The organism is Mesorhizobium erdmanii (assembly GCF_013170725.1).
GTDB classification, from domain to species: domain Bacteria; phylum Pseudomonadota; class Alphaproteobacteria; order Rhizobiales; family Rhizobiaceae; genus Mesorhizobium; species Mesorhizobium erdmanii.
Genome location: NZ_CP033361.1, coordinates 1,125,158 through 1,138,485 on the forward strand (window position 1 = coordinate 1,125,158; position 13,328 = coordinate 1,138,485).

The window sequence follows — 13,328 nt, forward strand, 5'->3', positions numbered from 1 at the left end:
CGATGATCCGCCTGCTCGCCTTCCTCATCGTCGTCTTCGCGCTCGGGCTGGGCTTTGCCTGGCTGGCTGACCGGCCGGGCGACATGGTCGTCACCTTCAGCGGCTACCAGTACCAGGTCAGCCTGATGGTGGCCGCGGTGGCCGTCGTCACCGTCGTCGCCGCGGTGATGATCCTGTGGTGGCTGGTCAAGTCGCTGTGGAACAGCCCCTACACCATCTCGCGCTATTTCCGCGTGCGCCGCCGCGACCGTGGCTATCAGGCGCTGTCGACCGGCATGATCGCCGCCGGCGCCGGCGATGGCGCGCTGGCCCGCAAGAAGACCAAGGAAGCGGCCAAGCTGATCCGCTCCGACCAGGAGCCGCTGATCCATCTCTTGGAGGCGCAGGCATCGCTGCTCGAAGGCGACCATGAAGGCGCGCGCCAGAAGTTCGAAAGCATGCTCGACGATCCCGAAATGCGGCTGCTCGGCCTGCGCGGGCTTTACCTGGAAGCCGAGCGCCTGGGTGACCGCAACGCTGCCCGCCACTATGCCGGCCGCGCCGCGGTGATGGCGCCGCAACTGGCCTGGGCGGCCGAATCGACGCTGGAGGAATTGACCGCGCGCGGCGACTGGGATGGTGCGCTGAAGCTGGTCGACGCGCAGAAGTCGACGCGACAGATCGAGCGCGACGCCGCCAATCGCCGCCGCGCCGTGCTGTTGACCGCCAAGGCGCAATCGCTCGCCGACAGCGATCCGAATGCCGCCAGGACAGCGGCGATCGAGGCCAACAAGCTGCGGCCGGATTTCGCGCCGGCCGCAATTGCCGCCGCTGCGGCGCTGTTCAAGCAGAACGATGTGCGCAAGGGCTCGAAAATCCTAGAGACGGCATGGAGGGCCGAGCCGCACCCGGAGATCGCCGAGCTCTATACGCATGCAAGGCCAGGTGATGCCGTGCTCGATCGTCTCAACCGGGCGAAGAAGCTGCAGGAAATGAAGAAGAACCACGCGGAATCGTCGATGACGGTGGCGCGTGCGGCGCTCGACGCGCAGGATTTTGCGACTGCCCGCCGCGAGGCCGAGGCGGCGATCCGGATGGACCGGCGCGAGGGCGCCTATCTGCTTCTGGCCGACATCGAGGAAGCCGAGACCGGCGACCAGGGCAAGGTGCGGCAGCTGCTGTCCAAGGCGGTGCGGGCGCCGCGCGATCCGGCCTGGGTCGCCGATGGCGTCGTTTCGGAACGCTGGGCGCCGGTATCGCCTGTCAGCGGACGGCTCGATGCCTTCGAGTGGCGCGCGCCGATGGAGCGGCTTGGCCAGCTGATCGACAGCCGCGACGATGCGCCTGAGACCCGGGTGCCGGTCATAGAGGCGCTGGCGAAGCCGGCCAGCGAAAAACCGATCGATACGATCGAGCACGCCACTGCGGGCAACGAGGCGGCGGGCAAGGGAATCGATAGAAGCGAAGACCACGTCACGCCGGTCACGGCGGCTGCGTTCGCGGCAGTGCCGGCCGACGCGGAGGCCGTCGAGCCGGCCGAAGAGCTGGCGCGGCTGCCGGACGATCCCGGCGTCGATCCGGACGAGGAAGCGGAAAAGTCGCCGCGCCGGTTCCGACTGTTTTGATTTTGGCCATTGGGCCGTTTGGGAATGGATTGATGTTCGAACGCGTTCTGTCGTTTCTCAGGGATTTGCCGAACAGTTCCGGCGCGACCGCCAGCAGCGATGATCCTCGTGTTGCCGCTTCGGCGCTGCTCTACCATGTGATGAACGCCGACGGCGTGCGCCAGGATGTCGAGTGGGAGCGGTTCAAGGCAGTGCTGGCCGAAACATATTCGATCAGCGGCGCCGAATTGGAAGCGCTGGCCGCCGCGGGCGAGCGCGCCGACAATGAGGCGATCGATCTCTATGCCTTCACCAGCGTGCTCAAGCGCCATCTCGACGCCGAGGGGCGCAAGGCGTTCATCGGCCTGATGTGGGAGATCGTCTATGCCGATGGCGAGCTGCACGAGCTCGAGGACAATACGGTGTGGCGCGTCGCCGAACTGATCGGCGTCGAGCGCCACGACCGGGTCGAAGCGCGCCGCAAGGCGGCGGCGCAGGCGCCGGACGCGCGTGGAATTTCGAGCGACGAATAGACGGGATTTCGCCTGACGATGCCGCGCGCAACGAGTTCGAAGCCAAAGATCCTGATCGTGCTGCATCAGGAGAATTCGAGCCCCGGACGCGTCGGCCACATGCTCATCGAAGAGGGTTTCGAGCTCGACATCCGCCGCCCGCCGCTGGGCGACTCCTTGCCGGAAACGCTGGATGACCATGCCGGCACGGTGGTGTTCGGCGGGCCGATGAGCGCCAATGACGAGGACGAATTCGTCCGCCGCGAGACCAACTGGCTGGAAATTCCGCTCAGGGAAAACCGGCCATGCCTGGGCATCTGCCTCGGCGCGCAAATGCTGGTCAATCATCTGGGCGGCAAGGTCGAAGGTCACGGCGACGGGCTGGTCGAGATCGGCTGGTACCCGCTCAAAGCGACCGAGGCCGGCCGGAAACTGATGCACTGGCCAGACATGGTCTACCAGTTCCACCGCGAGGGCTTTTCGCTGCCCAGCGACGCGACGCTGCTGGCGACGGCGGACACCTATCCCAACCAGGCCTTCCGCTACGGCGACAATGCCTGGGGCATCCAGTTCCATGGCGAACTGACAAGGGTGATGATGCAGCGCTGGGTGGTGCGCGGCGCGCACCGTTTCGAATTGCCAGGCGCGCAGCCCGGCCGCGACCATCTGGGCGGCAGGCTGATCTGGGACATGCACCTGAAGCGCTGGCTGGACGAGTTTTTGCGGATGGTGTTTGGGGGGCGTGGGGTAGGAGCGGATTAGTCTGAGCTGGGGAGTATGATCCAAAGCGATCACACCTGCCTGCATGGATGCCTGCTTTGCGCCATACTCGGTCATACTGGACTGCGCGCGGTGACGATCCACGCCGCGCCGTTGATCATCACCGCCCGCTCACTGGGGCAGTCCGCGAAGGCGGCACGAATCGCGGCCGAGGCGCGGGCGCGTATGTCATCGGGCTGATCAGCTAGCGCGCGCGACAGCGGGCCGACCTCGAGCGCTATGTTAACAGCGTCGTCAATCGCGGCGTCCCGCGTCGGACCCCTACCAAACGGAACGGAAGTATCGAAGGGCTCGATAGCGATATCGGTGAAGCCGGCTGCCGTTAGGATGCGAGCCACCCGTCCGCGGTCGCCGAACGAGAACGGGCCGGGTGCTTCGGGATCGGGCGGCGCGGTCGGCGGGACGATGCCTTCAATTGCGACCATCGGCAGGCGCATCCAATCGTTCTCGGCCACGCCACGCCAGCAGACGAAAGCGACCCGCCCGCCCGGCTCGAGGGCGCGGCGCATATGGGTGAACGCGCCCGTCGGATCGTCGAAGAACATCACCCCGAAACGCGAGAACAGGATGTCGAAGGCGCCCTCGGGCAACTCGGCCCTGCTGGCGTCAGCCACTGCGAACACGATCGGCATATCCTGCGGCATAAGTGCACGCGCTCTGCCTATCAACGATTCGGATATGTCCACGCCCAACACTTGGCCCCTCGGGCCGACGAGGGTGGCCAGTGCCTGACTTGACGCGCCCGCGCCGCAGCCGACATCCAGCACGCGCTCGCCCGTCACGGGCGCGGCGGCTTCGATCGCGGCCTGGCCGAACACGGCCAGCATGGCGTCGAGCCGCGCCTGATGGGCGACCCAGCGCTCCCCGCTTTGGTCATTCCAATCGGCGACCCGATCCGCATTGTGCTGTGCCATGACATATCCTAGTTGTGATGCGGTCTTAACCAGGCTCTCCTTCGACTGCGAAACGAAAGCCGGTCGATGCTTGCATCAAACCGGTAGGCCGAACCGTTTTCGCAGGCTCTTGTCGAATGCGGAAGCGGGGACGAAACGGCGCAGGAGACTGATCTGACGCGCCGTTTTCCCAGCCGTATAGCGCGTTTTCGGAGCCGGATCGGTCGCAGCCGCCAATATGGTATGGGCTACCACTTCGGGCGCATCGCCATTGTCCATCTCCTTCCGTACCGCTCCATTCATGGTTGCGCGCGCCGTGTCATAGATGTCCAGGAACTGGTCCGGCTTCGCGAGGTTCTCTTCGAAGGACGTGCGGGTGTAGGCGGGCTCCACCAACGAGACACGAATCCCGAACGGGCGCAGTTCGTGGTCGATCGATTCGGAATAGCCTTCAACGGCGTGTTTGGTTGACGAATAAAGCGCGAAAAATGGACCCGGGATGAAACCCTGCACCGAGCTCAAATTGACAATTCTGCCCTTTCCTTGGCGTCGCATTGTCGGCAACACCGCATTGGTCAAGCGAAAGACGCCGAAGACGTTCACGTCGAACAGCGCCTGCGCCTGAACCGGCGAAGACTCCTCCGCAGCGCCGAGCAGGCCCATGCCGGCATTGTTAACGAGCACGTCGATGCGGCCTGCCTGGGCAAGGACCCGCTCGACCAGTTTCGCCACGGACTCATCGTCGGTAACATCACAGGCCACCATAGTAATTCCGTCCGATCTCTTCGCCGTCGCACGGCGGCTGGTTCCGAACACTCGAAAGCCCGCATCCCGCAAGGCATTGGCGGTGGCGAGACCGATGCCGGAGGATGCGCCGGTCACCAGGGCGACGCCGGGACTCGTCTTATTCATGAGGATCACTTCCTTCTTGCTCTGGATTGGAGCGCCGCCGCTGGGGTTGGCCAATTGGAACCGGAGAAACTCTGCTCTCAAACCAGCATCGACTGCTGGGCGAAGATGCCCGCCATTGCGCCTTGCCACGATGCCGTGGTGACCGAGGGGATCATGGGGTTCGTGAGGTCGCCCGCGGCGTAGATGCCGGGCATGCTTGTTTCGCGGCGCTCATCAACCTTGAGGACGATGCCAAGGGGCGTAGCGGCCGTGGCGAGGCCGAGTGATTCATGCAGGCCGGCGGACGGCTTGTTGCGCGGATGCGCGAACAGAATGTCGACAGCGACATCACGGCCGGAATCGAGCTTGAGGGTGGGATTACGGCCGCCGTGACGGGCGATTTCAGTGATCCGGCCATCGACGACAGGCGTGTTGCGACGTTCCAGATCGGCCCGAATATCGGCCGGGATGTCGTGGCCATCGGAGATGACCGTCAACCTATCGGTCCAATCGTGGAACAGCCTGACCTGATTGTGCGACTGCGGGCCGGACCAGACGAGGCCCCAATGTTGGCCGGCGACTTCAAAGCCGTCGCAATAGGGACACGGCACGATGGACGTGCCCCAGCTTTCGGCAAACCCCGGCACATCGGGCATCTGGTCCGTGATGCCATAGCTCAGGATCAGCCGACGTGCCCAAAGGCGTTCGCCATCGCTCAGGAGGACGGAGAAATCGTCGATGCCGCCGGAGACTTTGTCGACCCGAGCGTTGACCAGACTGATCGCAGGATAACGCGCCAACTGCCGGCGCGCCTCGGCCAGGATGTCCAGCGGCGGCTTGTGATCGTGGCCGAGCATACCATGCGAGTGGCCGGCGAAGCGGTTGCGCGGCAGGCCAGTGTCGAGAACGGTGACCTTTCGGCGGGCACGGCCGAGTTGCAGGGCGGCGGCAAGGCCAGCAAAGCTGCCGCCGATGATGATGACGTCATCCATGGTGATGGGCTCCGTGTTGCGTATGAAGCGGGTTGGGCTGAGCATGGCGCGCGGAATTGTCCAGCGATGCGCGGTCGATATCGGTGGGCGGCCAAGGCAATGCTGATTTGGAGGACACGATAAAATCCACTCTTGGAATTTCCGAAACTGCGTAGTATCGTAATTCATGAATTACGATACTGTCAAGGACTGTAATTGCGATGACGGAAAATCGAAGCCGCCGAGGCCGGCCCGCCAATGAGGCGCTCGGCCAAACCATCGTCGACACCGCAGGCGAACTGTTTGCGGAATTGGGTTTTCAGGCGACGACTTTGGACAAGGTCGCCCAGCGAGCGAAGATATCGAAGCTCAGCATTTACAGGCACTTCGAGAACAAAGAGGCGCTGTTTGGCGCGGCCTTTGCGGCCCGCTGTCAGCAGTTAATCCCACAGGTGCTTTTTGAAGGCGTCGATGGCTCGGCGGAGGATCAGCTTATGGCGGTGGGATCGTCGATGCTTCGCACGCTGCTGCGCCCGGACGTCCGCAACGTCGAAGCCATGGTCATGGCCGACACGCCGAGCCAAAAGTCGTTGAGCAAAGTCCACTACGAAGCCGGCCCCGCCCATATCGTCGCCCAAATCGAGGCCCTGTTGCGTCAGTTGCACGCCAAGGCTGTCTTGAACGTGCCCGACCCTCTCCGGTCCGCCCGCTTGTTTGCCGCACTTTTCAAAGGCTCCGATCTTCTGATTATCGCACGCTTCGATGAGGCCGGAGCAGAAGACGATAAAGAGATCGAATCCTATTGCCGCTCGGCCGTCGCCATGTTCATCGCGGCTCACGGTCGCAACGAACACGCGGGCGGATAGTTGAGCCGGCGCACTATCCGGCGGACAGGACGCCAGGGCGGTCACAGCCCCAGTGCGGTCGCGACCCGTTCCTGGAAATACTGCACACCGCGCTCATGCCGTCCCGAAAGCGGGCCGGAGTTGTAGGCCCCTGCGGCATAGTTGCGATGCGTGTCGGCGCAGATCGTGTAGTCCTCGCGCACCACGGCCAGGGTGCCTTGCACGGATTTCGCCCTGCTCTCGGATGCTTCAGCAGAGGTATCGGCAAAGAAGAAATGGTAGTGCTGGTCTGTGTGATGCGGTGAGGTCGGGTTGATCCTGCTGACGTTCATGCCGCCATCGAAAAGCGACAGCGTCCAGTTCGGCCACATCCAAAGCCATTTGCCGCGATAGAACAGACCGTCTTTCGGCGGTGCGGTCATCCTGACATAACCGGGATGGGCGGTGGTCTGGAAAGCTTCGAAGTCGATGGCAGCGTAGAACGAGGGATGCGTGCCGGGGATGTGGTAGCCTTCGACGAAATTGTCGGTGTAGATCTTCCAGTTTGCCGCAAAGCTGACGGTGGCCTGATCGGTGGCGGCATAGGTCTCCAACGGCTCGTCCGCCAGTTCGGCGGGCAGAGAGCCAAGTTGATCCAGAAGACTTTCCTTCGGGTCGAGTGCCGCGAAGAGCAGCCCGCGCCATTCGGATAACTGCACCGTCTCCAGCGGCCAGTCCTCGGCGATGATCGCGGGATCCTTGCCATACCACGGGGCCTGCACCAGCCGTCCGGTGTCGGCAAAGGACCATTTGTGGTAGGGACAAACGATCAGCCCACATTTGCCGGCGCCGTCGGCCAGAAGTCTCGCTCCCCGGTGGCGGCAGACGTTCTTGAATCCGCGCAAGGTCCCGTCCCGGCCGCGGATGGCGAAGACCGGCGTGCCGGCGATGTCGATGGCAAGGTATTGACCTGATGTCGCGACCGAGGCGACAGGCCCCATGAACTGCCAGGTGTTCGCGAAGATATCGCGCCGTTCCTGCTGCCAGATATCATCGCGGATATAAAGCGAGGGGTCCAGGTTCAGGTATTGCACGGGCGGAGTGTCCAGTGGCGGGTGGTCGAGTCGCAGCGTCATAGGCTAACCTCCAGTTGCGGCAATCCTGTCGTAAGCGGGGCGACATCGCAAGCACGTGGCTCTGCTGCGCAAAGCGTGCAAGCCCGCGCGCAAAACCCGACATTCAGCAGCCGGCCCGATCTTAGATATTATCTTGAACGGGTAGTTTGGCCGGCCGATCCCATCAAACATCGTTGGCGCAGCCTGGACCGCTTGATCACCCAATCAAACGGTCCCTCAATTCCTCCCGTTCAAATGCCGCACCTTGCGCAGCGCCGGAAACAGCCAGGCCCACAGCCCCGCAACCGCGATCGCGCCGACGCCGCCGATGACCACCGCCGGCACCGTGCCGATCAGCGCCGCCATGGTGCCGGCGCGGAATTCGCCGACTTCGTTGGACGCGCCGACGAAGACCTGGTTGACCGCGTTGACGCGACCGCGCACTTCGTCCGGCGTCCACAACTGGATCAGCGTTTCCCTGATGTAGACGCTGAACATGTCGGTGGCGCCGAGGAGGGCCAATGCGACGATCGACAGCCAGGTGGCGGTCGACAGGCCAAACAATACGGTGCAGGCGCCGAAGGCCGCGACGAAGCCGAGCATGATCTTGCCGGCATTGTCGCGAAGCGGATGCCCGGCGAGCCACACCGCAACGCATATGGCGCCGATGCCGGGCGCCGAGCGCAACAGGCCGAGACCCCAGGGGCCGAGTTCAAGAATATCGCGCGCATAGACCGGCAGCAGCGCCGAGGCGCCGGACAGGAGCACGGCGAAAAGGTCGAGCGAGATGGCGCCAAGCACGATCTTCTCGCTCCAGATGTAGCGGAAGCCGGCAAACAGCGTCTCCATCGTCGGCTTGTCGGTGGCGGTCTGCTGGGCAGGCTTGGGAATGGTGAAGATCAGCAGACCGGCCACCAGCATCAGCACGGAGGCGACGGCGTATGCAGCCTCCGGCGAAACGCCGTAGAGCAGGCCGCCGGCGACCGGCCCGACGATGGTCGCCGTCTGCCAGGCGGACGAATTCCAGGCAATCGCATTGCCGAAATCCTCCGGCGGCACCAGATTGGCGAACAGCGACGACGAGGCCGGTCCGTAAAAGGCGCGCGCCATGCCGAACAGCGCCAGAACGACGAAGATCGGCAGCGGACTGACGAGGCCGCGCAGCGTGAAATACAGGAGAACGAGCGCGCAGCTTGCCTCGACCACCGTTGCCAACGCCATGATCAGGCGGCGGCCGAAGCGGTCAGCGACGACGCCGGTGACCAGCACCAGCAGCAGCGATGGCAGGAACTGGACGATGCCGACAATGCCAAGGTCGAATGGATCGCGCGTCAGATCATAGATCTGCCAGCCGACAGCGACGGAGACGATCATGGTCGCGAAAGTGGTGAGAAAGCGTGCCGTCCAGTAGCTGAGGAAGGCTTTGTGCCGGAAGGCGGCGTAGCGCTGCTCCGGCGATGTTTTTACGGATGTCATGCAATGAGGCCCCGTTGTGATTGCATTGGAACGCCGTGCGTCCAATTCGGACGCATAAAGTACGCTCCAACACTTCTTAGTCTTCGCATCGTGCTTTCCGAAAATCGGAACCGATTTACGGGCCGATGCGATGCCGGCGGGGCACTTCCCGAATGGGCGCTGTTCCGGCCAATGAAACTTGATAAAGTTCGGCGCGCATATGCGTTAAAATCGGTTCAGGATCAAGGGACGCTGCCCCTTTTCCTTCAACTGCACGTGGAAGTTACTGCCGCAGTGCTGCCGAAATCGCCTCAAGCCCGCCCCGCAGCTCGGCTTCCGTCGGCCAGCCGAAGCCGACGCGGAAGTAGCGCTTGTCCATTTCGAACCAGTGGCCCGGCCCTACATAGGTGCCGTGGTTTTCCAGCAGGTTGACATAGAAGCGGTCGAGGTCGAAGCCGGGTTCGACATCGAGGCGCGGGAAGCCGACGACGCCGCCTTCGGGCCTGATCCAGTCGACCAGCGGCTCGCGGTCGATCCAGGCCTGGACGATATCGCGGCGCTTGGCCATTTCGGGCAGCAGCACGCCCAAGAAGGCATCCCGGCGCTCCAGCATGCCGCGGGCAATGCCTTCATCGATGACGCTGCCGCAGATGCCGATCTGCTCCTTGGCGGCCAGGAATGTTTCCTGAAGCGCTGCATCCCTGGTGATCAGCCAGCCGATGCGGATGCCTGGAATGCCAAAGGCTTTCGACAGCGACGAAACGCTGATCGCCTTCCTGCTCAGCGAGGCCGCCGAGGGCAGGCGCCTGCCATAGGAAAGGTCGCGATAGGTTTCGTCGACCAGCAGATGGCAGTTGCTGGCCTCTGCAAGCGCCACCAGCGCGTCGAGATCGGTGCGCGACATCATCGTGCCGGTCGGATTGTGCGGGCAGGTCACACTGATCAGTTTCGTGTTCGGCCGTATCGCCGCCTGGGTGGCCCCGACGTCGATGGCGAAGCCGTCCTCGAAGGCCAGGTCGACAAAGCTGATGGCGCAGCCGATCGCCCTTGGGGTTTCAATGTTGGTGGCGTAGTTGGGCCTGATGACGACGAGATGATCGCTGGCCGACAAAAGCGAAGTCGAGATGATGAACAACGCGCCGGCGGCACCGGCGGTGACCAGCACATCGTCGGGCGAAATGCCGGCATCCTGCGCCGCGACGAGCGTGCGTAGCTCCTTGTCGCCTCGATGCTCGCCATAGAACAGCGTCAGGTCCGGCAGCGACAGGCCGATGTCGGAGAGCTTCTGGTCGGCGATCGAGCTTTCGGAGAGATTGTAGCGGATACGGTCGTAGCCGTACTCCTCCGGCGCTTCCTTCTCGATCACCATCCTGGTGTAGTTCATGGCTTCCCCCAGATCATCCTCATGTGGGTTATCCAAGCCATAAAAACATGAAGCCTGCCAAGGCGGTTTCGCCGGCAGGCTTCTGTTCCAGTCGTCCTAAATATTGGCTCAGGACTGAATTGATCAGGCCGAAACCTTGGCCTTCCGGCCCTTGGCCTTGACGGGCGCCACTTCGACGGCCTTGCGGCCGAGGCCGATCGATTTCGCCAGCTGCGAGCGCGAAGCGGCATAGTTGGGGGCGACCATCGGATAGTCCGCCGGCAATCCCCATTTGGCGCGATAGGCGTCCGGCGTCAGGCCGAAATGCACGCCGAGATGGCGCTTCAGCGATTTGAACTTCTTGCCGTCCTCGAGGCAGATGATGAAATCCGGCGTCACCGACTTCTTCGGATTGACCGCGGGGACCAGGGGTGCCGCCACCGGAACGGCCGGCTTGCCCAATCCGTCGATCGAGGAGGCGACGCTGGCGATGAGGTCGGCCAGACCGGAGGCGGGCAGGCGGTTCTTCTCGACATAAGCGGACACGATGTGGGCGGTCAGTTCGAGAAGGTCGATGCGAGCGTCGTTGCTATCGTCGGTCACTGTTCTCTCCGTCTATGGCGCACGGCCTCGAAAATCGGACTCTTTTCGAAAGGACGAGGCACAAAAAATGAAAAATGTTGAAGCGTCTTCAAGCGTATCCAGTGGAGGCACGCGGGGGGCAGCGCGCGAAATTCCTAGTCGGCAAATCTGCGCAACGCAATGATTAAGCGCGGCGTCACACGTTATTTTGAACAACTATACTAAACTGTAATAATATCAGACGATCAGGGTCTTGTCTCGCCACAGACGAAATCCGCCTTCGAAGGCACGTGTGTTGTCACCGCGCCTGGAGTCGGCCGGTAACTCGTCGAGCTTGTCGACATTGCCGCCGCCGATGACGACATAGTCTGGCTGGAGGGCGGCGCGCAGCCGGTCGACGACGTCGAAGACATGTATGCGCCACTTCTTCTTGCCGCGCTTTTCAAGGCCGCGCTCGCCGACATAGTCCTCGAAACTGTGGCCTTTCCTGTAGGGAAGATGGGCGAGCTCCATCGGCTGGCCGACATTGTCGAAGACCATCGCCGCGCCGAGGCCGGTCCCCAGACCCAGGAACAGCATGCGCCCGCCTTCATAACTGCCGATGGCCTGCATCAGCGCGTCATTGACCACCTTGACCGGCTTGCCGAACTGCGCGTCGAAGTCGAAGCCGGCCCAGCCCTTGCCGAGATTCTTGGGGTCGAGCACAGGCTTGCTGTGACGCACCGGGCCGGGGTAACCCATCGAGATGACGTCGTAGGGCAGGCCCTCGGCGAGCTTCTTGACCTTGTCGATCATCTGCTGTGGCGTCAGGTCCGGGCCGGAGTCGTCCCGGCGTTCCTGCCCGCCGGCGCTGGTCAGGATCTTGACGTGCGAGCCGCCAATGTCGATCGTCAGCACGATCTGCTCGGCGTCAGGTGCTGTCTGCTTCACTGCCTTGGCCATCACGTCTCCTCCACTCATATCACCGGAACTTATGCCACCGGGTCGATCCAGCCATTGGGCGGCCCGAAACCGGCCATGGCGTCGGCCGGTCCCCATGTCTTCGGCTCATAGAGATGCGGCGGCGTGGTGTCGCCGAGCACCGGGCCGACGATGCGCCAGGCGAGCTCGGCCGCGTCCTGGCGGGTGAAGAGCTGGCCGTTGCCGTTCATGGCATCGCCGATCAGGCGCTCGTAAGGCGGCATGTCGCCCTTTGAGTTGTCGAGCGCGGAAAGTTCCACCTGCTCGCCGACCATGTCGTCGCCGGGCGCCTTGCGCTGGGTGCCGATGGCAATCGCTACCTGCGGGTCGATGCGGAAGCGCACGTAGTTCTGGTCGGCGGGCTTGATCGGGTCGAATACGTCGAGCGGCGGCCGCTTCAGCCGCACCACCACCTCGGTGACATGCACCGGCATGTTCTTGCCGGCGCGGATGAAGAACGGCACATCCTGCCAGCGCCAGGTGTCGACGAAGAAGCGCACCGCGGCGAAGGTCTCGACCGGCGAGTTCGGCTTGACGCCGGGCTCGGCGAGATAGCCGGTGAACTGGCCGCGCACGACATCGGCCTTCGTCAACGTACGAATTGCCCGGAGCACCTGGACCTTCTCGTCGATGAGGTCGTCGGCGGAGCGGCCGACCGGCGGCTCCATTGCAAGCAGCAACAGGATGTTGAGCAGATGGTTCTCGATGACGTCGCGGATGCAGCCGACATCGTCATAGAACTTGCCGCGGCCTTCGACGCCGAAATCCTCCGCCATGGTGATCTGCACGCTCTCGACGAAATTGCGGTTCCAGATCGGCTCTAGGAAGGAGTTGGCGAAGCGGAAATAGAGCAGGTTCTGGATCGCTTCCTTGCCGAGATAATGGTCGATGCGGAAGATCGACTGTTCGTCGAACACCAGATGCAGCACCCGGTTCAGCCAGCGCGCCGATTGCAGATCGTGGCCGAAGGGCTTTTCCACCATCAGCCGCGCGCCATGCGCGGTGCCCGACTGCTCGAGCCCCTGCACGACAGTCTCGAACATGGTCGGCGGCACCGCCATGTAGTGCAGCGGCCGCTGCGCGCTGCCGAGTGCGGTCTTCAACTTCTCGAAGGTGGCCGCATCGCGGTAGTCGCCGCTGACATAGCGCAGCAGCGAGGCGAACTTGGCGAACACCTTGTCGTCGATCTTGCCCAGCGCGTTGACGATGCCGTCGCGGGCGCGGTCCTGCAACTGCTTGATATCCCAGGCGTCGAAGGCGACGCCGATCACTGGTTCGGTGAGCGTGCCCTTGGCGACCATCTGGTAGAGGGCTGGAAATATCTTCTTGTGGGCGAGGTCGCCGGTGGCCCCGAAGAGCACCAGCGTGTCGGACCGTTCCTGGCTCATGCGTGCGTCTC

Annotated in this window: 13 protein-coding genes; 4 read left to right on the forward strand and 9 right to left on the reverse strand. The window is 63.3% G+C overall.

Going from position 1 to position 13,328, the window contains the following annotated elements:
* The first annotated feature begins 2 nt into the window (after nt 1-2).
* From EB233_RS05360 to EB233_RS05370, 3 genes are read left to right on the forward strand one after another with little or no spacing between them, the layout of a single operon-like run.
* On the forward strand, nt 3-1,604 hold the full coding sequence (locus EB233_RS05360; protein ID WP_064991064.1) for a heme biosynthesis protein HemY: 1,602 nt from the start codon (nt 3-5) through the stop codon (nt 1,602-1,604).
* A gap of 32 nt (nt 1,605-1,636) precedes the next feature.
* Nucleotides 1,637-2,116 carry a tellurite resistance TerB family protein gene (locus tag EB233_RS05365; RefSeq protein WP_064991065.1) on the forward strand — a complete coding sequence of 160 codons (480 nt, stop codon included), beginning with the start codon at nt 1,637-1,639 and terminating at the stop codon, nt 2,114-2,116.
* A gap of 18 nt (nt 2,117-2,134) precedes the next feature.
* Nucleotides 2,135-2,857: a glutamine amidotransferase gene (locus tag EB233_RS05370; RefSeq protein WP_064991066.1), complete on the forward strand. Its 723-nt coding sequence runs from the start codon at nt 2,135-2,137 to the stop codon at nt 2,855-2,857.
* Nucleotides 2,858-2,928: 71 nt separating this feature from the next.
* Here EB233_RS05370 and EB233_RS05375 read toward each other — a convergent pair whose 3' ends face one another.
* The 3 genes from EB233_RS05375 to EB233_RS05385 all read right to left on the reverse strand — a co-directional run bounded on the left by EB233_RS05375 (nt 2,929) and on the right by EB233_RS05385 (nt 5,651).
* Nucleotides 2,929-3,789, reverse strand: a complete 861-nt coding sequence (locus tag EB233_RS05375) for a class I SAM-dependent methyltransferase (protein ID WP_064991067.1) — start codon at nt 3,787-3,789, stop codon at nt 2,929-2,931.
* A 75-nt stretch (nt 3,790-3,864) separates the two neighbouring features.
* Nucleotides 3,865-4,680 (reverse strand): oxidoreductase, encoded by an 816-nt coding sequence (locus tag EB233_RS05380; RefSeq protein WP_064991244.1) that lies wholly within the window; start codon nt 4,678-4,680, stop codon nt 3,865-3,867.
* A gap of 77 nt (nt 4,681-4,757) precedes the next feature.
* Nucleotides 4,758-5,651 carry an NAD(P)/FAD-dependent oxidoreductase gene (locus EB233_RS05385; RefSeq protein WP_064991245.1) on the reverse strand — a complete coding sequence of 298 codons (894 nt, stop codon included), beginning with the start codon at nt 5,649-5,651 and terminating at the stop codon, nt 4,758-4,760.
* Between the two features lie 200 nt (nt 5,652-5,851).
* Between EB233_RS05385 and EB233_RS05390 the strand changes: the two genes are divergently transcribed.
* Nucleotides 5,852-6,496, forward strand: coding sequence for a TetR/AcrR family transcriptional regulator (locus EB233_RS05390; RefSeq protein WP_064991068.1), 645 nt, complete (start codon nt 5,852-5,854; stop codon nt 6,494-6,496).
* 41 nt (nt 6,497-6,537) lie between these two features.
* Here EB233_RS05390 and EB233_RS05395 read toward each other — a convergent pair whose 3' ends face one another.
* From EB233_RS05395 to zwf, 6 genes are all read right to left on the reverse strand, one after another.
* Nucleotides 6,538-7,590: an aromatic ring-hydroxylating oxygenase subunit alpha gene (locus tag EB233_RS05395; protein ID WP_064991069.1), complete on the reverse strand. Its 1,053-nt coding sequence runs from the start codon at nt 7,588-7,590 to the stop codon at nt 6,538-6,540.
* A 216-nt stretch (nt 7,591-7,806) separates the two neighbouring features.
* Entirely contained in the window at nt 7,807-9,045 is a 1,239-nt protein-coding gene (locus tag EB233_RS05400) for an MFS transporter (protein ID WP_064991070.1), read from the reverse strand.
* 262 nt (nt 9,046-9,307) lie between these two features.
* Entirely contained in the window at nt 9,308-10,408 is a 1,101-nt protein-coding gene (locus EB233_RS05405; RefSeq protein WP_064991071.1) for an aminotransferase class I/II-fold pyridoxal phosphate-dependent enzyme, read from the reverse strand.
* Between the two features lie 123 nt (nt 10,409-10,531).
* Complete coding sequence (locus EB233_RS05410; protein ID WP_027053170.1) at nt 10,532-10,990, reverse strand: Ros/MucR family transcriptional regulator; 459 nt, start codon at nt 10,988-10,990, stop codon at nt 10,532-10,534.
* A 216-nt stretch (nt 10,991-11,206) separates the two neighbouring features.
* A complete protein-coding gene (locus tag EB233_RS05415; protein WP_064991072.1) occupies nt 11,207-11,911 on the reverse strand; it encodes an ROK family protein in 705 nt (234 codons plus the stop codon).
* Nucleotides 11,912-11,940: 29 nt separating this feature from the next.
* Nucleotides 11,941-13,317 carry a glucose-6-phosphate dehydrogenase gene (gene zwf / locus EB233_RS05420; RefSeq protein ID WP_064991073.1) on the reverse strand — a complete coding sequence of 459 codons (1,377 nt, stop codon included), beginning with the start codon at nt 13,315-13,317 and terminating at the stop codon, nt 11,941-11,943.
* Nucleotides 13,318-13,328: the final 11 nt, after the last annotated feature.